The 21111-nt window shown below is 71.2% G+C and carries 17 protein-coding genes; 9 read left to right on the top strand and 8 right to left on the bottom strand.

Annotated features, from left to right (window positions below; all coding sequences use genetic code 11):
* Positions 1 to 22 precede the first annotated feature (22 nt).
* The 4 genes from fusA to ACL02U_RS18010 all read left to right on the top strand — a co-directional run bounded on the left by fusA (position 23) and on the right by ACL02U_RS18010 (position 5146).
* Positions 23 to 2149 (top strand): elongation factor G, encoded by a 2127-nt coding sequence (gene fusA / locus ACL02U_RS18025; RefSeq protein WP_412791873.1) that lies wholly within the window; start codon positions 23 to 25, stop codon positions 2147 to 2149.
* 157 nt (positions 2150 to 2306) lie between these two features.
* Positions 2307 to 3500 (top strand): elongation factor Tu, encoded by a 1194-nt coding sequence (tuf, locus tag ACL02U_RS18020; RefSeq protein WP_412791872.1) that lies wholly within the window; start codon positions 2307 to 2309, stop codon positions 3498 to 3500.
* A 351-nt stretch (positions 3501 to 3851) separates the two neighbouring features.
* Entirely contained in the window at positions 3852 to 4673 is an 822-nt protein-coding gene (locus tag ACL02U_RS18015) for a hypothetical protein (protein WP_412791871.1), read from the top strand.
* Positions 4674 to 4888: 215 nt separating this feature from the next.
* On the top strand, positions 4889 to 5146 hold the full coding sequence (locus ACL02U_RS18010) for a hypothetical protein (protein ID WP_412791870.1): 258 nt from the start codon (positions 4889 to 4891) through the stop codon (positions 5144 to 5146).
* 33 nt (positions 5147 to 5179) lie between these two features.
* Here ACL02U_RS18010 and ACL02U_RS18005 read toward each other — a convergent pair whose 3' ends face one another.
* Positions 5180 to 6346, bottom strand: coding sequence for a helix-turn-helix domain-containing protein (locus ACL02U_RS18005; protein ID WP_412791869.1), 1167 nt, complete (start codon positions 6344 to 6346; stop codon positions 5180 to 5182).
* 364 nt (positions 6347 to 6710) lie between these two features.
* The gene (locus ACL02U_RS18000) at positions 6711 to 7151 is read right to left on the bottom strand and encodes an ATP-binding protein (RefSeq protein WP_412791868.1); all 441 of its coding nucleotides are present in this window, start codon (positions 7149 to 7151) and stop codon (positions 6711 to 6713) included.
* Between the two features lie 153 nt (positions 7152 to 7304).
* Here ACL02U_RS18000 and ACL02U_RS17995 point away from each other — a divergent pair, with 153 nt between their 5' ends.
* From ACL02U_RS17995 to ACL02U_RS17985, 3 genes are all read left to right on the top strand, one after another.
* Entirely contained in the window at positions 7305 to 8180 is an 876-nt protein-coding gene (locus ACL02U_RS17995) for a helix-turn-helix domain-containing protein (RefSeq protein WP_412791867.1), read from the top strand.
* A complete protein-coding gene (locus ACL02U_RS17990; protein WP_412791866.1) occupies positions 8177 to 8380 on the top strand; it encodes a DUF397 domain-containing protein in 204 nt (67 codons plus the stop codon). Before ACL02U_RS17995 ends, ACL02U_RS17990 begins: the two co-directional genes overlap by 4 nt.
* Positions 8381 to 8884: 504 nt before the next feature.
* Positions 8885 to 9577 (top strand): hypothetical protein, encoded by a 693-nt coding sequence (locus ACL02U_RS17985; RefSeq protein WP_412791865.1) that lies wholly within the window; start codon positions 8885 to 8887, stop codon positions 9575 to 9577.
* Between the two features lie 75 nt (positions 9578 to 9652).
* Here ACL02U_RS17985 and ACL02U_RS17980 read toward each other — a convergent pair whose 3' ends face one another.
* A complete protein-coding gene (locus ACL02U_RS17980) occupies positions 9653 to 10456 on the bottom strand; it encodes a hypothetical protein (protein ID WP_412791864.1) in 804 nt (267 codons plus the stop codon).
* Positions 10457 to 10699: 243 nt separating this feature from the next.
* On the opposite strand from ACL02U_RS17980, the gene ACL02U_RS17975 reads away from it, so the two are divergent.
* On the top strand, positions 10700 to 11251 hold the full coding sequence (locus ACL02U_RS17975) for a YcxB family protein (RefSeq protein ID WP_412791863.1): 552 nt from the start codon (positions 10700 to 10702) through the stop codon (positions 11249 to 11251).
* A 214-nt stretch (positions 11252 to 11465) separates the two neighbouring features.
* Positions 11466 to 13112 carry a PucR family transcriptional regulator gene (locus ACL02U_RS17970; protein ID WP_412791862.1) on the top strand — a complete coding sequence of 549 codons (1647 nt, stop codon included), beginning with the start codon at positions 11466 to 11468 and terminating at the stop codon, positions 13110 to 13112.
* A 204-nt stretch (positions 13113 to 13316) separates the two neighbouring features.
* Here the strand turns inward: ACL02U_RS17970 and ACL02U_RS17965 are convergent, their stop codons facing one another.
* The 5 genes from ACL02U_RS17965 to ACL02U_RS17945 form a co-directional block, all read right to left on the bottom strand.
* Entirely contained in the window at positions 13317 to 14759 is a 1443-nt protein-coding gene (locus tag ACL02U_RS17965) for an MFS transporter (RefSeq protein WP_412791861.1), read from the bottom strand.
* Between the two features lie 218 nt (positions 14760 to 14977).
* The gene (locus ACL02U_RS17960) at positions 14978 to 15397 is read right to left on the bottom strand and encodes an SRPBCC family protein (RefSeq protein WP_412791860.1); all 420 of its coding nucleotides are present in this window, start codon (positions 15395 to 15397) and stop codon (positions 14978 to 14980) included.
* Positions 15398 to 15577: 180 nt separating this feature from the next.
* Positions 15578 to 16936, bottom strand: coding sequence for an FtsX-like permease family protein (locus tag ACL02U_RS17955; RefSeq protein WP_412791895.1), 1359 nt, complete (start codon positions 16934 to 16936; stop codon positions 15578 to 15580).
* A 2-nt stretch (positions 16937 to 16938) separates the two neighbouring features.
* Entirely contained in the window at positions 16939 to 17730 is a 792-nt protein-coding gene (locus ACL02U_RS17950) for an ABC transporter ATP-binding protein (protein WP_412791859.1), read from the bottom strand.
* Between the two features lie 200 nt (positions 17731 to 17930).
* The gene (locus tag ACL02U_RS17945; RefSeq protein ID WP_412791858.1) at positions 17931 to 20552 is read right to left on the bottom strand and encodes an AAA family ATPase; all 2622 of its coding nucleotides are present in this window, start codon (positions 20550 to 20552) and stop codon (positions 17931 to 17933) included.
* Positions 20553 to 21111: the final 559 nt, after the last annotated feature.

Here is a 21111-nt window from a genome sequence, read left to right as displayed (position 1 = left end):
ACCGAGAGAAGACTGAAGCCTTATGGCTACCACTTCACTTGACCTGGCCAAGGTGCGCAACATCGGCATCATGGCCCACATCGACGCGGGCAAGACGACCACCACCGAGCGGATCCTGTTCTACACCGGTGTCTCGTACAAGATCGGTGAGGTCCACGACGGCGCTGCCACCATGGACTGGATGGAGCAGGAGCAGGAGCGTGGCATCACGATCACCTCTGCTGCCACCACCTGCCACTGGCCGCTGGAGAACGTCGACCACACGATCAACATCATCGACACGCCGGGTCACGTCGACTTCACCGTTGAGGTGGAGCGCTCCCTGCGCGTGCTCGACGGTGCCGTGACGGTGTTCGACGGCGTCGCCGGCGTCGAGCCCCAGTCCGAGACGGTGTGGCGTCAGGCGGACCGCTACGGCGTTCCGCGTATCTGCTTCGTCAACAAGCTCGACCGTACCGGTGCCGAGTTCCACCGCTGCGTCGACATGATCACCGACCGCCTGGGCGCCCAGCCGCTCGTCATGCAGCTGCCGATCGGCGCCGAGGCGGACTTCAAGGGCGTCATCGACCTGGTGACCATGAAGGCTCTGGTGTGGTCCGCCGAGGCGACCAAGGGCGAGATGTACGACACCGTCGACATCCCGGCCACGCACGCCGAGGCCGCCGAGGAGTGGCGCGGCAAGCTGCTCGAGGCGATCGCCGAGAACGACGAAGAGGTCATGGAGCAGTACCTGGAGGGCGAGGAGCCCTCCGTGGAGCAGCTCTACGCCGCGGTCCGCCGTATCACCATCGCCTCCGGCAAGGGTGACGGCACCACGGTGACCCCCGTGTTCTGCGGTACCGCGTTCAAGAACAAGGGCGTCCAGCCCCTGCTCGACGCGGTCGTGCGCTACCTGCCTTCTCCGCTCGACGTCGAGGCCATCGAGGGCCACGACGTCAAGGACCCGGAGAAGACCATCGAGCGCAAGCCCTCCGACGAGGAGCCGCTGTCGGCGCTGGCGTTCAAGATCATGAGCGACCCGCACCTCGGCAAGCTCACCTTCATCCGCGTGTACTCCGGCCGTCTGGTGTCCGGCACCCAGGTGCTGAACTCCGTGAAGGGCAAGAAGGAGCGCATCGGCAAGATCTACCGCATGCACGCGAACAAGCGTGAGGAGATCGACTCGGTGGGCGCCGGCGACATCATCGCCGTCATGGGTCTGAAGCAGACCACGACCGGTGAGACGCTGTGCGACGACAAGTCCCCGGTGATCCTGGAGTCCATGGACTTCCCGGCGCCGGTCATCCAGGTCGCCATCGAGCCCAAGTCGAAGGGCGACCAGGAGAAGCTCGGCGTCGCGATCCAGCGCCTGGCCGAGGAGGACCCGTCCTTCCAGGTCCACTCGGACGAGGAGACCGGCCAGACCATCATCGGCGGCATGGGCGAACTGCACCTCGAGGTGCTGGTCGACCGCATGAAGCGCGAGTTCAGGGTCGAGGCCAACGTCGGCAAGCCGCAGGTCGCGTACCGCGAGACGATCCGCAAGTCGGTCGAGAAGGTCGAGTACACCCACAAGAAGCAGACCGGTGGTACCGGTCAGTTCGGTCGGGTCATCATCGCCGTCGAGCCGATCGAGGGCGGCGACGCCTCGTACGAGTTCGTGAACAAGGTGACCGGTGGCCGCATCCCGAAGGAGTACATCCCTTCGGTGGACGCCGGTGCGCAGGAGGCCATGCAGTTCGGCATCCTCGCGGGCTACGAGATGACCGGCGTGCGCGTCACGCTGCTCGACGGCGCCTACCACGAGGTCGACTCCTCCGAGCTCGCCTTCAAGATCGCCGGTTCGCAGGCCTTCAAGGAGGCCGCGCGCAAGGCCAGCCCCGTGCTGCTCGAGCCGATGATGGCCGTCGAGGTCACCACGCCCGAGGACTACATGGGCGACGTCATCGGCGACATCAACTCCCGCCGTGGCCAGATCCAGGCCATGGAGGAGCGGGCCGGTGCCCGCGTCGTCAAGGGCCTCGTGCCCCTGTCGGAGATGTTCGGCTACGTCGGCGACCTCCGCAGCAAGACCTCGGGTCGCGCAAGCTACTCGATGCAGTTCGACTCCTACGCCGAGGTTCCGCGGAACGTCGCCGAGGAGATCATCGCGAAGGCCAAGGGCGAGTAACGCACCGCGTTCACACGCCTTAGGCTTGACTCCGGAGCCTTGAGGGGCATTCCTCCGCAAACGCGGACGGAATGCCCCGGGTTCCGGGCCTTGACAGCAAAGATCACCTGGCGCCGATGAAGTAAGGCGTACAGAACCACTCCACAGGAGGACCCCAGTGGCGAAGGCGAAGTTCGAGCGGACTAAGCCGCACGTCAACATCGGCACCATCGGTCACATCGACCACGGTAAGACCACCCTCACGGCGGCCATTACCAAGGTGCTGCACGACGCGTACCCGGAGCTCAACGAGTCGACCCCGTTCGACAACATCGACAAGGCTCCCGAGGAGCGCCAGCGCGGTATCACCATCTCCATCGCGCACGTCGAGTACCAGACCGAGGCGCGTCACTACGCCCACGTCGACTGCCCGGGTCACGCGGACTACATCAAGAACATGATCACCGGTGCCGCCCAGATGGACGGTGCCATCCTGGTGGTCGCCGCCACCGACGGCCCGATGCCGCAGACCAAGGAGCACGTGCTCCTGGCCCGCCAGGTCGGCGTGCCGTACATCGTCGTCGCCCTGAACAAGGCCGACATGGTGGACGACGAGGAGATCATGGAGCTCGTCGAGCTCGAGGTCCGTGAGCTGCTCTCCGAGTACGAGTTCCCGGGCGACGACGTCCCGGTCGTCAAGGTCTCCGCGCTCAAGGCCCTCGAGGGCGAGGAGAAGTGGGCCCAGTCGGTCCTGGAGCTGATGAAGGCCGTCGACGAGTCGATCCCGGAGCCGGAGCGCGACGTCGACAAGCCGTTCCTCATGCCGATCGAGGACGTCTTCACCATCACCGGTCGCGGTACGGTCGTCACCGGCCGTATCGAGCGCGGTGTGCTCAAGGTGAACGAGGAAGTCGAGATCATCGGCATCAAGGAAGAGAAGACCAAGACCACGGTTACGGGCATCGAGATGTTCCGTAAGCTGCTGGACGAGGGTCAGGCCGGTGAGAACGTCGGTCTGCTTCTCCGCGGTGTCAAGCGCGAGGACGTCGAGCGCGGCCAGGTCATCATCAAGCCGGGCACCGTCACCCCGCACACCGAGTTCGAGGCCCAGGCCTACATCCTGTCGAAGGACGAGGGTGGCCGCCACACCCCGTTCTTCAACAACTACCGCCCGCAGTTCTACTTCCGTACCACGGACGTGACCGGCGTCGTGCACCTCCCCGAGGGCACCGAGATGGTCATGCCGGGCGACAACACCGAGATGCGCGTCGAGCTGATCCAGCCCGTCGCCATGGAGGAGGGCCTGAAGTTCGCCATCCGTGAGGGTGGCCGGACCGTCGGCGCCGGCCAGGTCACCAAGATCACCAAGTGAGCTTCCGCTTGCTTGAGGGTCGGTCGACCTGAGGCCTGAGCGGCCGTCACGGCCGCTGAGACCGTGGCCTGTGAGCGGTGGCCTGCGAGGCCGTCGCTCGTGAGGCCTGGAGGGGCCCGTACGACATCCGTCGTACGGGCCCCTTCGTGTGTGTGCGGCTGCCCGGCGTCAGTACGGCTGCCCGGCGTCCCGGGTGTCGTTCGTAAGGGTTCGGTCACGGGGTGCGTGTTCGGGTGGGTGTTCCGCAACCGGTCGGGCGTGCGACGCCTCTTATGGCATGGACCTGGCCGGATCCCGGCCGCGGTCGTGTTCCGCTCGACTCCGTTCCCGCCCGGCGCCCGGAGGGGCCACATGACGAAGCGACTCAGACCCGCACTGCTCGCCGCGGCCGGCCTCTGCCTTGCCTGGGCGACGGCGTGCACGCCCGCCGGCCACTCGGATGCCGGCCACTCGGATGCCGGAGCCGGCTCCTCGCCCCCGGCTGCCTCCCCGACATCGCCCTCCTCCGCCGCCGCGGCCACCGGCGACGGCGCGAGCCGTGATCCGTCCCCGCACGTGTCCGCGACGGCCACCCCGGCGGTGCCGTCCCGCACGCCGTCCGCCACGCCGGGTCGTCCCGCGACCGCCGCGACCACCGCCCCCGGCCCCGACGGGCCGAAGCCCAAGGCCTCCCCGCTCCCGTACTGGCCGCGCGCCACGTTCGCCGGGCTGACCTTCCAGATCCCGCCGAGCTGGACCGTGACCCGGTTCAACGAGCGGTCGGCCTGCCTCCAGCCGGTCCGCCACTCGGGACTGCCCCGGGCCTTCGGCTGCACCGGGCTCGCGATCAACACGGGCAGCGCCATCGCCGGCTACGAGCTGAGCGCCTACGAACCGGGCCAGCGCGGCGGCTGGTACGCGGCCACCGACGTCCAGCCCTGTCCGGTCCGGCCGACCCTCGCGGACGGGTCCTTCAACGGCATGTCCAGCGCGAACAGCGCGCCCGTCATCCACGGCCTGCGCCCGGTGGGGTCCCATAAGGCCTGGTACGACAACTGGGACGCGAGCTGCTGGAACGGCTACCGTTTCGCCCCGCAGGCCTGGTACCTGCCGGTCTCCAAGGTGCTGATCCTCGACTACACCGGGCACGCGGAGACGGCCCGGATCCTGGCGTCGGTGCGCTTCCCCGGCTGAGTCCGCCGCGCCGGGCCCGCGCCGGGCCCGCGCCGGGCCTGGTCCGAGGCCCGCGCGGAGCCTGCTCCGAGCCGTGGCCGGGCTCGCCCCGGCTCCGGGCCTGCTCCGGATCCGCGCCCGACCCGTGCCGGGGCCAGTCCGGATCCGCGCCTGACCCGTGCCGGGGCCAGTCCGGACCCGCTCCGCGTCCGCGACCACGGTTCTGGGACGGTGAGGTGTCCTTCTTCGCCGACGATCCGCTGCTCAAGCGGCTGCACGCCGGGGACCGTGTCACCGGCACGGTGTGGGGCGGGGAGGTGGTGGCGATCGCCGCGGACGGCAGTCGGCAGCGGACGGGCGCCGACCCGGTGAACGAGCCGTTCGGGTTCGTCCTCCTCGGCAGCTTCCTGGGCGTCGGCGGGATCACCGGACTCGGTATCGGCGTGTATCGACTGTCCGCATCGCGCCGCGCCAGGCGCGCTGGACAGCGGTAGCCCCGTCCTGCACCTCCGCCCCCGGACCGGAGGTCACTGCGCGGACCGGCATGTGCGGCAGCGGCCCGGTGCGGGGGCACGGAAGGCGCGGTCGCAGCCGTCGCAGTTCTGGAGCGGATGGCGGCGGGTCAGGCGCAACGGAGCCGGCGGCGAAGACGAGGACGATGACGGGGGCGGGCACGGTGCACCGAAAGGCTGCGGCGACGGTGCACCGAACGGCGGCGGGGGCGGCAGGTCGGCAGTGAGCCGGTGGGCCAGCACGGCGGCCGGGCGGCGCAGCTCCCCGCCGGGTGGAAGGTCGGCGGTCAGCGCCAGCCGTACGGAGCCGGCGGCGACGTCGCGCTCCAGCCAGGCGGCGACGCCGGGGGCGAGGTGGGCGGTGTCGCAGGCGGAGAGGAGCAGCCGCGGGTCGTGCCGTCGCAGACCCGTGAGCAGGTCGGTCGCGGCTGCCAGGAGCGCGGCTGCGGGGAAGGCGGGCTGCGGTACCGCCGGTAGCGGCCTGCGGGGCTTCCGCTTCCGCGCGGTCGGCGGGTTCACGGCCCGCAGTTCCGTGTTCGGAGTCTTCGCGACGGGGAGTTCCCCGTCGGGGGGTTCCGCGACGAAGGGGATCGGGCTCGGGGGTTCCGCGAAGGAGCGGGCCGCGCTCGGGGTTGCCGTGCCCGCCTCCTCCGCGCCGACGGCTCTGGCGCCCGCCGCTCCCGCCGCTTTCGTGCCCGCTGCTTCCGCGCCCTGCCGTTTCGTGCTCGGAGGGGGCGTGGACTGCGTCTCTCCGGGTGCCTGGCGGTACGGCTTCGGCCTGTCACGGGGCCGGCCGCCGGGCCGGTTGCAGGACGTGGTGCGGGTGACGACCCGGCCGTCGGCGGCCCGTAACCGCTCGCGGCGCAGGTAGCCGTGGGCCTCCAGCTCGCGCAGCGCGGCGGCGATGCGGACCGTCCCCTCGGGGAAGCGGGCGGCGAGCGACCTGATGTCGACGCGGGCACCGGCCGGGAGGGACTGGATGTGCGCGGCGAGTCCGATCGAGACCAGGGACAGGTCCGGGTGCTGCACCAGGTGGTTGCCGATCACCGTGAAGCGGGCGGTGTGGCGGGAGTTGTCGTGGTGCAGTCCACCGGAACGGAGTCGGAAACGCCGTTTCGAGTGGTTGTCGGCGGTATCGCGGGACTCGGCGCGCGGGTGCACGCTAGGGTTCTGCGTATCCATCGGGAAGTTGTTGCCTTCCTCGGTGGTCAGGCCCTCGCAGTGGGATCGCTACTCCCGGCGGGGGCCGACTCATGTCTGCGGTTGTCCGGTGCGGTGCCGTGCCCGGCGCTGCTCCGTTGCGCTGAGCGTAGAGCAAGCAACAGGTCCGAAATCCAGCCCGGTTGGGCATATTCACCCGCCCGGGTGAGCTGCCCGCGACGGGCGGGAGGGGTGGGGCTTGGCCGGGTTCCTTTCCTCTCCCGGTCCTTGGAGGAAGGCGCCCGAGCGGCCGGAATCCAGAAAGCGGGACCCCGGTTCTCCGAACCCCCTTCCGCCACCCCGGCAGCCCCGCCACCCCGGCAGCCCCGCCATTCCGGCGGGCCCGTCACTCCGGCAGCCTGACCTCGGCCCAGACCGTCTTGCGCGGGCGGGGCCCTTCCGCGACGCCCCACCGGTCGGCGAGCACGTCGACCAGGAGCAGCCCGCGACCGGACTCGGCATCGTCGTCGACATCCGCCCGGCAGCCGGTGCGCTGCGCGGGGCCGACCGGTCGGCGGTCACCGCGCGTGTCGGTCACCTCGATGCGGAGGGTGCCGGCGACGACGTAGAGCGTGAGCCGGAAGTCCCTGCCGGGGACCCGCCCGTGCGTCACCGCGTTGGCCGCCAACTCGGCCACGATCTGCTCCGCTGCCTCCAAGGGCACTCCCCAGCAGCGCAGTTGGGCGGAGGTCAGCAGACGTGCCAGCCGGGCGCCACGGGGTGTGGGGGACAGCCGCACGCTGAAGTCGCGGACCGGGGCGACGAGGTCGGGAGATTTCTGGTTCACGTCACTCAGCGTGGCGGCGCGCGTCTACCGTGCACAGTGAGGACGCCGGTACGTAGAGCGACTGTCCACGCGTTGTCCGGTCCTGTCCGGACTGTCGGCGGGCCGGTCGCGGGCATCGCGTCCGGGCGGGTTCGTACGACGGAGGGGCGCGGGATGTCCGTGGAAGCGCAGGCGGGTCGGCTCAGGACCGAGGCGGACGAGCCGGGTTGGGAGGTGGACCCGGACGACGACTGGGGGCTCGCGGTCATCGCCACCGTGGGACGGCAGTTGAGGCTGCGCCGCGAGGCGGTGGGCATGCGCGTCCCCGAGTTCGGCGAGGCCGTCGGGTACGGCGAGGACCTCGTCTACAAGATCGAGAGCGGCAGGCGGATCCCCCGCCCCGAGTACCTGGACAGGGCCGACAGGGTGCTCGGCGCGGGCGGACTGCTCTCGGCCATGAAGGAGGACGTCAGGAAGGTCCGTTACCCGAAGAAGGTGCGCGACCTGGCGCAGATGGAGGCGCGGGCGGTGGAGATCGGGGTGTACGAGTGCTGCAACATCGCCGGCTTGCTGCAGACTCCGGAACACACCCGCGCGTTGCTGGAGTCGTGGAAGCCCGCCTATTCGCAAGACGATCTGGAACGCAGAGTGGCTGCCCGGATGGCGCGTCGCGCGATCTTCGATCGATCTCCCGCGCCGGCCCTCGGTTTCGTGCTGGAGGAGGCGACCCTCCGCCGCCGGGTTGGGTGCACAATGGTGCGGCGGCAGCAGCTCGAACGCCTGTTGGAAGTAGGGGCTTTGCCTCACGTCACGCTTCAGCTGATGCCCGTCGACAGCGCTGCGCATCCCGGTCTGAGTGGCAGGATCGAGGTGCTGAAATTCGAGGATGGCACGGCGGTGGGGCGTTCCGACGGGGCATTCAACGGACGCCCGACGTCGGACCCGAGACAGCTTCGAATCCTTGAACTGCGCTATGGAACCATCCGGGCGCAGGCTCTCCCGCCACGGGAGTCCCTGGCGCTGATCGAGCGACTGCTGGGAGAGACATGATCCGCAAGTCGGCTACGGGCAACTCGAGCGAACCAGTCTGGTTCAAGAGCAGCTACAGCAGCGGCCCCGACGGTGACTCCTGTGTCGAGGTGGCCGGTGCTCGCACCGCGGTCCACGTCCGCGACTCCAAGCACCGCACCGCCGGGCCGCGACTCACCGTCGCACCGGGGGCCTGGGCAGAGTTCGTCCGCGCCCTCTGACGGCGGTGTGCAGGTCGACCGGCCGTACCCTGGCGGGTCGGGGAGCAGGGCAGGGCGTAGGCTGCTGCGGCTGATGCCTCTCGGCGGTGGTGCCGCGGTCGACTCGGGGCATGTCCGTCCTGACTGTGAGCATGCCGATCGTGCCGTCGTCTTGACCATGCCGCCGACAAGGCTGCGGCTATCGGTGCCGGGGTGCCGGGGTGCCGGGGTGCCGGGGTGCCGGAGCGCGACAGATTCCCGGAAACTGTTGCACTTTGAGGAAGAGGGACCCGACCCTCTGCGGTGCCGCCGAACGGCTCGGACGCGTGCGGAGACCTTGGCGCCCACCACGCCGTTGCGCGGGTACGCGCGCACGGGAGACCGGGAGACGGCGGAGCGGACAACGCGAGGGCACCGCTCCCGGACTGCGCGGAGGACCAGGATATGCCCCGCGTGAGGGGTGGAAGCTCACCGAAAGGGCGCGGGCCGACTGTGACGCCGACAGGAACGACAGCGAGGACGATGATGAGCGAGGCGGGTATCGCCATGCGGAGGACTGTGGCGGTGGGCCTGCTGGCGCCGCTGTTGTTCACTGCGGCCGGATGCGGCTCGGGTGACGGGAAGAACGCGGAGGACCGGGCGGAGCGGACCTGCCGGACCCTGCTCGGTGAGGACGGAGTTGCCTGGGCCGAGACCCACAGTCCCCAGGAAGCGGGACCGGAGCAAGCCGAGGATGTCGCCTCGGCCAAGGACAGGTTCTACAGGGACGCCAGGTCGTGGACGGCCGACGCCGAGCAGGCGCCGCCCCGCTCGGACACCGAGGTGTGCCGGATCGGCATGCGGGCGGCGAATCCGTACAAGCGCCGTCTCTCGCTCAGCTACGGCGCGTCTACCTTCCCCTTCGACTTCCCGTTCGGCGAGAAGGTCTCCGAGGGGGTTCCGCAGGTGGTCTTCCCGGTCAGCTCCGACGTGAAGCTCGTGGCGCGCCAGTTGAACGGCTTCACCGCGTACTTCGTCTACGTGAAGTGCCTGGTGCCGGGAGCGCCGGCAGGGCAGGAGAACGGAGCGCCGTTGCAGGGCGCCCTGACCGACAGCCTCGTCAACAACGCCGGGCTCCGCGAGTATCTGACCTACCTGCTGCGTTCGGCCGGCACGGTGGCGAAGCAGTTCGGCTGCCGGAACAGGCCCGTCGTCCCGGCCACCCTCCCGAAGCCCTGACCGGGCAGGGGGCGGGACCGCACCGTGCGACGGTCGGCTCGTCCGCAAGAGGGAGAGACCCCGCCGCGGGGAGGATCACTGCACGTCGAACTCGTAGGCGTGGCCCGGGCCCTTGGGGCAGGCGAAGACGCGGAGGTCTCCCCATCTGCCGATGGTGATCCCCGTGACGGGGTCGCTGGCGACGGTGAACAGCAGGTCCATGGGGGTGCCGCAGGTGCGGCAGGGCACCTCGGTGGGTCCGGTGACCTGCCAGGTGGGCCAGCCGCCGAACTTGCAGCCGGCCACGCAGCTGATGAGATCGGCGCCGTCCTCGTCGGCGGTCCGCGCCGCCAGGCGGTCCACGTCCTCGGCGAGGTCGTCCGGCAGCACCTCCGGGTCGGGGAAGTCCGTCAGGGGTACGGGGGTCAGCAGGCACGGTCGGGGCGTGAAGCCGTAGGTGTCGTCCACGTGTCGCAGTGGAGCGGGCGCCGGGACGGGGATAGGCGGCAGGTCGGCCGTCCGCCGCCAGCGGATCTCGACGGTCGGGCAGGCGGGGGCGTGCGGAGCGGGTGGGTTCCCGTGCACGTTCGGGCACCACAGCAGTTGGAAGACGTCCGTGTCCTCCGGCCACCAGTCGCCGGGGGCGTCCCTGCGGAAGACCTGGATCACCGGTATCACGGCGGTCGGCGGCAGACCCGTTTCCGACCGCGCGTCCGGCAGGGAACAGTGCGGCCACGGTTCGTCCGCCGGCCAGAGGAGCGGTCCGGCGACCGAACTGTGCTGCGGCCCGGGTGCCCCCGGAGTCGGAGCCAGCACCACCGCGGGCCGGGCATGTGGGGCGAGGGCGGGCAGGGCGGCGAGGATGGCCTCTGCGGAGGGCCTGCCGGAGTAGGGGAGCACGGGCGGATCCTACGGGGCCGCCCCGGCCCTCTCCGTCATGGAGGCGGGGCCCTCTGCTCCCTCGCGTCACTCGCGTCCCTCGCGTGAGGGGGCCGCGTCGGCCGCGTAGAGGCCACGGACGGACGCGGGTCTGATCACGATACGGATACGGACCGTGGAGTTCCGGTCGGCGTCGGAGAGGCTCTGACCCGGTCCGGGGCCGCGCGTTGCGCCCCGGTGAGGACGAAGTGGGGCTGGTGCGGGATGACGACGGAAACGCCGCAGGTCGACGAGAGACGCGTCGAGTTGAGGCACACGACGACCACCGGACAGTTCCGGGAGGCGATGCGGGGGCACGCGAAGGTGTCGGCGGCCGTACGCCGGCAGCGGGTGGTCGTGGTCGTCGCGGCGGTGCTGATGGCGGTCATGGCGGTGCACACCACGCCGGACGAGATGTACCTGGACTCGGTCGGGGCGTTCTTCGCCGTGGCGTTCCTGCTTTTCGGGCTGGTCGGGCTGCCCTGGATGACGTCCCGGGCGCAGCAGCGCATCCACGCGGACCGTGGGGAGCGGGAGATCACCGTCGAGGATTCGGGGGTGTCCGTGCGGACGGAGCACACCCTCGTGCGGTACGGCTGGGGTGCGATGAGCCGGTACGTGGAGACGCGTCACCTGTTCGTGCTGGTGAGCGCCGACAAGCGGGCTTCCTGCCTGGTGTTCCTGCCCAAGCAGGGGCCGGACGGCACGGACGAGTCCGAGCGGCTGCGTGAGATCATCGGCGCCCGTCTGCCCGCGGGGCGCGCCGCACGCCCGTAGGATTCGGGTCGGGTGGATGTGGTCGCGGGGGTGCGACGCGCTCGCCGAACTGTTGCGCTCTGCCGAGGACGGGGTGGAGGCGGCGGTACGCGGCGCCGCCTGACGGCTCGGATACTTCCACCGCGCGCCCTCATTTTGTATGTTTGTCCTGTCAATGATCGCGTAAAGCCGCGCGCCGTATCGCACCGGCCGCGGGACAGGACGGGTGCTCAGCGTGGACGAGACTGCGCCCGCCGGTGCGGGCATGCGGCAGTTGCTGCTGGCGCTGGGTGAGCCGGTGATCGACGTGGTCGCCGCGCCCGCCGGGCTGGACGCCGAGATCAACGACGTGGCGATCCTGGACGCCGACGAGGAACCGGACGCCTACCACGACGACCTGGTGCTGCTCATCGGGGCGCGCGGGCGCCGGGCCGTCAAGCTGGCGCGGGCCGCAGCGCGCCGGGGTGCGGCGGCCGTGGCGGTGAAGGTGGAGGCGGAGGACGACCGGCAGGCGCTGAAGGACCTCGCCGAGGACACCGGGACGGTGGTGTTCGGGATCCGGCCCGAGGTGCGCTGGGCCCGGCTCGACGCCCAGGTCAGAGAGGTGCTGGCGGACGCCCGCTGGGCCGGGGAACGGCCGGTGGCCGGTCAGCCGGCCGACCTGTTCTCGCTGGCCGAGACGGTGGCCGCGCTCACCGGCGGCATCGTCAGCATCGAGGACAGCGCCAACCACGTCCTGGCCTACTCCCGCTCCGACGACGACGTCGACGAACTGCGCCGCCGCTCCATCCTGGGACGCGAGGGCCCCGCCCACTTCCTCGCGCTGCTGCGCCAGTGGGGCGTGTACGAGCGGCTGCGCGCCGGCGAGGAGGTCGTGCACGTCGAGGAACGCCCCGAGCGCGGCATCCGCAGGCGGCTGGCCATCGGCATCCGCGTCGACGAGCAGACGCTGGGCGCGATCTGGGTCCAGGAGGGCCGGGAGAAGCTGTCGGACAACGCCGAGAGCGCGCTGATCGGCGCCGCCCGCACCGCGGCCCTGCTGCTGGTGCGGCACCGCGCGGGCGCGCCCTCGGACCTGCGGCTGGAGGACGCGCTGCTCAGCCGGATGCTCGAGGGGCACATCGACCCGCGGACGTTCGCCGCCCGCATCGGCGCCGATCTGACGAAACGGGCGGCGGTGGTCGCCTTCGCGCTGCGCGACAGCACCACCGGCGGGGAGGCCGGCCGGCCCGCGTTCGAGCTGCGCCGGGCGGAGCTGACCAACCTCGTCTCGGTGCACGCCGCCGCGTTCCGCCGCCGCTCGCTGGTGGCCGGCGCCGGCACCCGTGTGTACATGCTGCTGCCCGGTCTGCCGGAACGTTCCGGCGAGGGCGCGGTCGGCTCGCTGGCGCAGGAGATCGTGCGCACCGCCGGGCAGCGGCTCCAACTGCAGGTGTGCGCCGCCGTCGGCTCCGTGGTCAAGGGGCTCGACGCGATCGCCGAGTCCAAGGCGGAGGCCGACCGGGTGCTCGACATCATCGCCGCCCGCGGCGAGCGGCGCGTCGCCACCATCGACGACGTACGCTCCGAGGTCCTCGTCGGCGACACGCTCGCCCTGCTGGAGCGGCACCCCAGGCTGCGCGACCCGCGGATCACCACGCTCCTCGCCTACGACCAGGAACACGACACCGGACTGGTCCCGTCCGTGCTCGCCTACTTCGCCGCGCAGTCCAACATGAGGGCGGCGGCCCGCCTGCTGCACGTGCACACCAACACCCTCCGCTACCGGCTGAAGCGGGCGGAGACCATCAGCGGCATCGACCTCGCCGACCCCAACCAGTGCCTCTTCTCGCACCTCCAGCTGCTCCTGGAAACCGGTGCGATGCCCGCCCCGCACCCCTGACCGACCCGGCGGCGGGGGGGGGGGGGGGGGGGGGGGAGGGGGGGGGGGGGGGGGGGGGGGGGGGGGGGGGAGGGGAGGGCGGAACGCCCCCCCCCCCCCCCCTCCTCTCCCCCCCCCCCCCCCCGAGGCCCCTCCCCTGTGCGATGCCGTTGCCTTGTGGCGATGCCGTGCGGCCACTCCGTCCCGGAGTGCCGCACGGGTCGTTCACTGGCCGACCGGGACCGCCTGCGGGCCCTGGCTGTCCGACGGCGAGGTGTACGGTCGCAGCTTCGGCATGAGCAGGGCGAAGAGGCCCGACAGGGCGAAGGCGGCCACCGTCACCCACAGGGCGTTGGTCACGGCGTCGTTGAGGGTGCTGAAGGTCGGCCGCTCGCCGGCGGTGTTGAAGAAGATGACGCCGGCGACCGCCACGCCCAGCGAGTAGCCGAGTTGCTGGAAGGTGGTGAAGGTGCCCGACGCGGCGCCCGCGGCGGTCGCGGGGACCGTGCGCAGCGCCTCGTCCAGGAGCGGCACGATCAGCAGGACCATGCCGGCGCCGGAGACGCCGAGGGCCACCGCGAGGTCCCAGCCGGTCAGGCTTGTTCCCTGGTCGTTGATGACCCAGATCGCGTAGACGAACGCGGCGGCCTGGATGATCCCGCCGGCGAAGATGACGTACTTGCCGAACTTCTTCGCCAGCGGTGCGCCGGCCGGGGTGACGATCATCGAGCCGACGGTCATGCCGAAGATGGTCAGGCCGGTCTTGAACGGGGTGAAGCCCAGCGCGGTCTGGAGGTAGTACCCGAGTGCGATCATGTAGCCGCCGTTGGCCATCCAGAACAGGATCTGCACCACCAGGCCGCGGCTGAACCCCTGGTCGGCGAACAACTGCATCGGCAGCAGGGAGGAGCCGTCGCGCCGCATCTTGGCGCGCTGCTGGAGGACGAAGAGCACGATCACGACCGGGGCGGCGCTCAGCATGCCCCAGATCCACGGCGCCCAGTCGGCCATGCGGCCGTCGATCAGCGGGAACTCGATGAGGAAGACGGAGCTCGCGGCGAGCAGTACGCCGAGGAGGTCCAGCTTCAGCGGATGCTCGGAGCGGCTGTTGGGGACGAAGAAGCTCGCCAGGGCCAGCAGCAGCACGCAGACCGGCACGTTGACCAGGAAGACGACGCGCCAGCCCAGGCCGAACAGGTCGGCGGTGACCATCCAGCCGCCCGCGAGGAGACCGACCACGGATCCCAGGGCGCTGATGGCGCCGATCAGGCCGTAGATCTTGCCGCGTTCGTCGGGTTCGTACATCACCTGCACGGACGACAGCACCTGGGGCACCATCACACCACCGAAGGCGCCCTGCGCCACACGGGCCATCACCAGCGCCTGACCGGTGTCGGCGGCCGAGGCCCACAGGGAGGTGAGGCCGAAGCCGGCCACGCCGATGAGGAAGATCGTGCGGCGGCCGAAGATGTCTCCGAGGCGTCCGCCGGTGATCAGCAGGACGGCGAAGGCCAGCAGGTAACCCGCCATGATCCACTCGAGGTGGGCGTCGGTGGCGTGCAGGTCCTTCTGGATCGGGCGCAGCGCGACGTTGGTGATCGTGGTGTCGACCAGGTCCATGAACTGCGCCACGATCAGGGTGGTGATCGCGATGGTCCGTTTTCTCATGACGGACACTCCTCACTCGACAGGTCGGCGCGCCATCGCGAACACGGCGGCGTCACCGACGGGTTGGGGGACACCGCCTTCGCAGGCGCCCCCGGACGTCCGGAGTGCGGAGGCTGAGCGGTGAGAGGGTCTGGGCCGGCCTGTGCCGGCCGGGTCCGGCCCTGGGCGGCTGCCGGGCTTCCGCCCGGTGGCCGCAAGCGTGCGGCGGTCCCGCTGGATCAGCGGGCGGCCAGTTCCGCGAGGTCCAGGACGCCGGTCGTCAGGCCGGCGGCGAGGCTGGCCCCCTGAGCGGCACCGACCTGGTCGGACGACGGGCCGTCCAGCCGCATCGTGTGGGTGATGAGGGTGCCGCCGTTGTCCAGGGGGGTCAGGTGGCAGATGGACTGGGCGATCAGGTCTCCGCCCGGCCGCGTCTCCATCGTGAAGCCGGTGCCCGACTCCACGGCGGTCAGGACGAACGGCGCGGGCGGGCGGCCCTCGTTGGTCACGGTCCCGGCCGTGCCGGTGGAGAACGGGCCGGAGCGCTCGATGGATATCAGGTCGGGGTTCCAGGCGGGCCAGGTGGCGGGGTCCTCGTAGCAGGTCCACACGGCCTGCGGCGGGGCGGTCGTCTCAGCGGTCTGCGTGGTCTCCCACACGGCGGACTCCTGTCACTTGTTCTATACGTACTTACGCTTAAGACAAATGTACAGATCGCCTCGGGTGGCCGCAACCACCAGCGGGAGACTGCTCAACCGCCTTGCGCGGAAGGCGCGGAGACCCCGGCGCGGACAAGGGACCGGGGGGTTCGGAACAACGGCAAACGGGCGGACCGTTGATCAGGCGGTCGCCGCCTCGACGGCCGGAACGCGCATCCTGCGCCACGCGGTGCCCACGCTCGCCAGCAGCGTCGCGGTCGCGGCGACGGCCACGATCGAGAGGTGGATGGCCAGGGGCGCGTCCGGTACGAGGTCGTCGGTCCTGGCCAGGGTGAAGGGCAGCACGGTCGCCAGCGATGCCAGTGAACCGAACAGCACCCCGGTCAGGGCCAGCAGGACGCCTTCCGCGGTCACCATCCGCAGCACCTGGCGCGGTGTCGCCCCGATCAGCCGCTGCTGGCCGAACTCGCGGCTGCGGTGCGTGGTGGCGGCGATCAGGACGTTCACCAGCATGATGCAGGCGAAGAGGACCACCGTGCCGATGACGACGAAGTTCAGGGTCTCGATGTTGCGCTGCTCCGTCGTCTTGGCGACCCCCTCGGCGGCGGTCGCGGCGTTCTCGATGCTCTGCATGTAGAAGGTGCCGGAGCCGATGCCCGTGAACAGGATGACCGGCATCAGGGCCGTACCGATCCGGTCCGCCCGGCGGCGCACGTTCTGCACCGTCAGGTAGCCGCTCACTCCGCCGAACCGCTGGAGCGGGCCGTCCAGCAGGGCCGTGACACCGCGCATGAGCGCGGGAGCCAGCAGCGCCAGGCCGATCGCCACGAGGATCGACGCCGAGCCGGCCGTCTGCATGATCTCGGCGCTCTTGTCGTGGTCCAGCACGATCGTCATCACACCGAGGTTCACCCCGCCGGCCAGGAACAGCACCGCCGCCGCGATCCTGATCCACCCCATGCGCGGGGAGCCGTCGGCCGTCGCGGCGCTCGCCTCGGCCACCCGCATCCGGGCCGTGCGCCGCGCCGTCACCAGGGCGGCCAGCGTGGCGGCCACCAGGGTGATGACGGTGCCCGCGAACAGCCCGATCGGACCGAAGGCGTACGACACGGCGGGCGCCACCTGATCGGTGTCGATCAGCACGTCCAGCAGCGCGCGGCCGCCGAAGACCGACCAGGGAACGGCACACACCGAGGCGGCCACCGCCAGCACCGCCGACTCACCGACGATCATCCGGCCCACCTGCGCCGGTGTCGCCCCGGCGCTGCGCAGAGTGACCATGTCGGCGCTGCGCTGCTGCACGGCCAGCGTCAGCGTCGAGGTGGCGGCGAAGACCACGAGCAGCAGCCCCCAGCCGCCGACGACGCTCGCCAGGGTGGTCAGCGTCTCCTCGCTGCCGGCGTCCACCGCGTCCCCCTGAGCGGTGTCGAGCAGCGAGGCGAACGACATCAGCATCACGGAGCCGAGGAACAGCACGAGGAAGCTCGCCAGATAGCCGCCGGGGCGGTGCCGCAGCGAACGAAGAGCCAGGGAGATCATCGTCACGCACCCGCCGTCACATGCCGTCGGGCGACCTCGTCACCCAAGTGGGTCATCCGCTCGGCGACGGCCTCGGCGGTCGGCCGCTCCATCCGGCCCACCAGCTCGCCGTCGGCGAGGAAGAGCACGGAGTCCGCGTGCGCGGCGGCCACCGGATCGTGCGTCACCATCACGATCAACTGGCCGTGGACGCGGACGGACTCCTGGAGCAGGGCCAGCACCTCCCGGGCGCTCCGCGTGTCCAGCGCACCCGTCGGCTCGTCGGCGAAGACCACCCGCGGCTCGGTCAGCAGGGCACGGGCGATGGCCACCCGCTGCTGCTGGCCACCGGACAGCTCCGAGGGCAGCCGGCCCGCTCGCTCGCCCAGACCCACCCGCTCCAGCACCGCGCGGGCACTGCGGCGGTCGGGTTTGCGGCCGGACAGCCGCAGCGGCAGCATCACGTTCTGCTCCGCCGTGAGCATCGGCAGCAGGTTGAAGTGCTGGAAGACGAAGCCGATCCGCTCCCTGCGGAACCGGGTGAGTTTCGCCTCGCTCCCCTTGGTCATCTCCACGCCGTCCACGAAGACCCGCCCGGAGCTCGGGCGGTCGAGGCCCGCAGCACACTGCAGCAGCGTGCTCTTGCCCGAGCCGGACGGACCCATCACCGCTGTGAAGGTGCCGGCCTGCAGCGTGAGCGACACGTCCCTCAGTGCCGTGACCGCGCCTTCACCACTGCCGTAGACCCTGCTGACCGAGTCGAGGCGCAGCGCCTCGCCGTCTCCGCCGGGGGTCGGGTGAGTGAACCTGGACATCTGACGTCTCCTCAACGGGCGCCCGGTGCGCCTTCCACAACGACGCTATGGACCGCGCCGAGGAATTTCGATGGGCGCAGCACCCGAGTCGGATGGTGTACCTAGCACACCCCTACCGGGGGCCAGGGCCAGGGACGGGGAGAGGGAAGCGCCCCTCCGGGCACCTCTTGCCCCATGTCACGGCAGGCCTCGCTACGCGATCACCGGGAGGCGAGCTGAAGGTCGGCCGGGAGGTCCTGGCGCCGGGCGATGCTGAGCTTGCGGTAGACGCGGGTCAGATGCTGCTCCACGGTGCTGACCGTGATGTAGAGCTCCCGGGAGATCTGCCGGTTGGTGTAGCCGCGGGCGGCGAGCGTGGCCACCCGGCATTCGGCGTCGCTCAGCCTGTACTCGCTGTCGGGCAGCACGGGTGCCTGCGCGGGACGGCCGACCGGATGCACCTCGGCCCGGACACCGGGCAGGATGCGCTCGCGCAGCGGTTCGGCGCCGCAGGTCTCGGCGAGGCTCCACGCCTGCCGCGAGAAGGCGCCGGCCTTGGCGGCATCGCCGGTGTCCTGCAACGCCCGGCCCAGATCGGCGAGTGCCTGGGCCAGTTCGAGGCGGTCCCCGGACACGCGCAGCTCGGCGACCGCCCGATGCAGCAGGGCGGGCCGGCGGGCGGCCGGCTGCGTCGCCGCCCGCAGCCGCAGCGACGCGCCGTGCACCCAGGGGCGCCGGGCGTCGGGTTTGGCCAGTTGCTGGAGGAGCAACTGCTCCGCCCGCCGGGCGTCCCCGAGCCGCAGCAGCACCTCCGCGGCGTGACCGCGCCACGCCAGTACCGAGGGCCGGTCCAGTCCCCACTCCTGGGCGAGTCGCCCGGCCTCCAGGAAGTCCGCCAGCGCGGGCCGTAGTTGGCCGGTGGCCAGCCAGTGCAGGCCGCGGGCCCGCAGATACGGCAGACCGTGCACACTGCGGAAGAGGGTGTCCGGTACCGGCTGTTCGAGTTGGGCCGCCGCCGCGGCGTGCCGGCCCATCGCGGTGCGCGCCCGGATCAGATGGGCCGCCGGGCTGCCGGCGAAGGCGTTCCCGCTGCGCTGGGGCAGGAACTCCAGTGCGTGCAGGGCGTGTTCCTCCGCGCCCGCGAGGTCGCCCAGACGCAGCAGCGCTTCCGCGTGCAGCGTGGCGAAGACCGCCCGCCACGCGGGGGCCCTGCAGCGACCCGCCTCCGCCAGGCGCCTGCGGCACCAGGCCACGGCGGACTCGGGCTGCTCGGAGTGGATCAGGGTGCGGATCGCCCGGGCGATCGGCAGCAGGGTGGTGTCCTGCAGCGCGGTGGTCTGCAGGAACCACTCGCACGAGGACGTCCCGTCGGCCGGGTCGTCGTCGGGGAGGGGCCAGTCGGTGCCCTCGGCGGGGTCGCCGCACTCCGTGTCGAGTGCCTCGGTGATGTGCAGGCGCGTCTCGTGCGCCTCCGCGACGCGGCCCTGCGCGAGGAGTACCGAGGCGAGCGACTCCATACGCTCCGTCGCCAGCCCGCCGCCGCGCAGCAGGGCCAGCGGCTCACTCAGGTGCTGCTCGGCCGCGGCCGGGTTCAGCCGCCAGGTGATCGCCGCGAGCCGGGTCTTGATCTCCGCGCGCCGCTGGGGATCGGGCTGGCCGGCGTGAGCCACCTCCAGCACGGCCGCGGCCTGCTCGGCGTCGCCGGCCTCGACCAGCTCCTCGGCCGCCTCCCGCAGCAGATCGGTCACCCACTGCGCCTGCGGCAGCGCGGCTCCCGACTGCTGGGAGGCCACCAGATGCCCGGCGACCCGGAGGGCGGCTCGTCCGCCGTCGTGGAGGACCTCCGCGGCCCGTCGGTACAGCTGGGCGCGGTCGGCGGCGTCCATCCGGCTCAGCAGCGCGGTGGGAAGGGCGGGATGGCCGAAACGCCGGTTCTCGACGATGCCCGCGGCGGTGAGCGACGCCAGTTCGCGGGTCACGTCGGGTACGGTCATGCCCAGCAGGCGGGCGACCTCGGCCTCGGTCCCGTCCGTCCCGAGGACCGCGACGGCACGTGCCACGTCCAGCGCCGCCGGACCGCTCCGCCGCAGACAGGTTGCGGCCGCCTGGACGAAGAGGCCGTCCACCGCGGGGAAGTCCGCGAGCGGTTCGCCGGACGCCCGCGGCCCCGTCCAGCGGTACTCCTCGGCAAGGGCACGCAGCAGCAGCGGGTTGCCGCCGCTGCATCTGTGCAGCAGGGCCACGAGGTCTTCGTCGTACCGCGGTCCGGCCTCGGCGAGTGCCGCGGCCGTCTCCTGCGGTGTGAGGCGTTCCAGACGGGCTCGGGTGACGTTCTTGCGCCGCAGCAGCTCTGTCCGGAAGTCGACGTTCGGGGCGTCGTGCAGGGGGGCGGTCAGGACCAACAGGAACGACGCCGAGTGTGCGTGCCGCAGGACGTGGGCCAGGAAGCGCAGCGAGGCGTCGTCCGCGAGATGCAGGTCGTCGACACAGGCCGCCACCGGGGCGTCGGCGGTCACCGCGCGCAGGCCGGCGCAGAAGGTGTTCATGGCAGCGGTCCCCGGGACGTCGTCCAGCGAGGCGGGCGGCGGCAGCGGCCCCGGCCCGGCCGAGGCGAGCAACTGCCGTATCACCCCCAGCGGGAGGGCGCGCTCGGCGGCCGATCCGAAGGCCTGGAGCACGAGCGCGCCGCAGCGCGAAGCCCGTTTGGCGAAGGTTTCCAGCACCTCGCTCTTGCCGCAGCCGACGGCCCCTTCGACCAGGACCGTGTGCACCTCGCCCGACGCGCAGGTGGCGAGACCCTCTTCCAGCGAGTGCAGTACTGCTTCCCGACCAACCAGCGTCACTGGTCCCCCCGTGTCGTCTCGACGTCGTCGGTCGCTCCTACGGCGTCACCGCTTCGGTGACGCAGTGGGCGAAGACGGCTCTCGGCGAGTTGTGAGCTTAGGTCGGCTCTCCTTCGCCGTGCATTAGGTGCGGGGAAGTATTCGAGCCAATCTCGCGCGTTCCGGCATGCGAAACCTGGCCGATTGGCATGCGCCCCCGACGGGTGCTGCGCGGCAATTCGGACGGACGCGGCAATCCGGATGCACGGGGCAATCGATAGGGGGACCGGGGCGCAGAGTAGGGGGTTCCCGCTCTGGCGGACGCGGTCCTTGTGCTGGTTGAATAAGGTAACCCGGACGACTGCGCAGTGCCACCTGGATGCCCGTTCGCGCGTTCTCTCCGAAAGCGGGGCGGGTAGCGCAGAAAACCACTCCTCCGTGCCTCGCAGGGAAATGCACTCGTGTCCTGCCGTGAATTCCGGACATTCGCCAGGCGTGCTGCGGGGGCGGAATCCCAAATTCCTTGCCGCCGCATGACACGCCGAATCCGGGACGGGGCTCCGAACGAGAGCACCTGGAA

The organism is Streptomyces sp. MS06 (genome assembly GCF_047200655.1).
Lineage (GTDB): Bacteria > Actinomycetota > Actinomycetes > Streptomycetales > Streptomycetaceae > Streptomyces.
This window is presented reverse-complemented; position numbering and strand designations above follow the sequence as displayed.

Coding starts and splice junctions, on each gene's coding strand:
- fusA (WP_412791873.1), top strand. CDS start 23: ATGGCTACCACTTCACTTGACCTGGCCAAGGTGCGCAACATCGGCATC.
- ACL02U_RS18015 (WP_412791871.1), top strand. CDS start 3,852: ATGACGAAGCGACTCAGACCCGCACTGCTCGCCGCGGCCGGCCTCTGC.
- ACL02U_RS18005 (WP_412791869.1), bottom strand. CDS start 6,346: ATGGATACGCAGAACCCTAGCGTGCACCCGCGCGCCGAGTCCCGCGAT.
- ACL02U_RS17995 (WP_412791867.1), top strand. CDS start 7,305: ATGTCCGTGGAAGCGCAGGCGGGTCGGCTCAGGACCGAGGCGGACGAG.
- ACL02U_RS17990 (WP_412791866.1), top strand. CDS start 8,177: ATGATCCGCAAGTCGGCTACGGGCAACTCGAGCGAACCAGTCTGGTTC.
- ACL02U_RS17985 (WP_412791865.1), top strand. CDS start 8,885: ATGAGCGAGGCGGGTATCGCCATGCGGAGGACTGTGGCGGTGGGCCTG.
- ACL02U_RS17975 (WP_412791863.1), top strand. CDS start 10,700: ATGACGACGGAAACGCCGCAGGTCGACGAGAGACGCGTCGAGTTGAGG.
- ACL02U_RS17965 (WP_412791861.1), bottom strand. CDS start 14,759: ATGAGAAAACGGACCATCGCGATCACCACCCTGATCGTGGCGCAGTTC.
- ACL02U_RS17955 (WP_412791895.1), bottom strand. CDS start 16,936: ATGATCTCCCTGGCTCTTCGTTCGCTGCGGCACCGCCCCGGCGGCTAT.
- ACL02U_RS17950 (WP_412791859.1), bottom strand. CDS start 17,730: ATGTCCAGGTTCACTCACCCGACCCCCGGCGGAGACGGCGAGGCGCTG.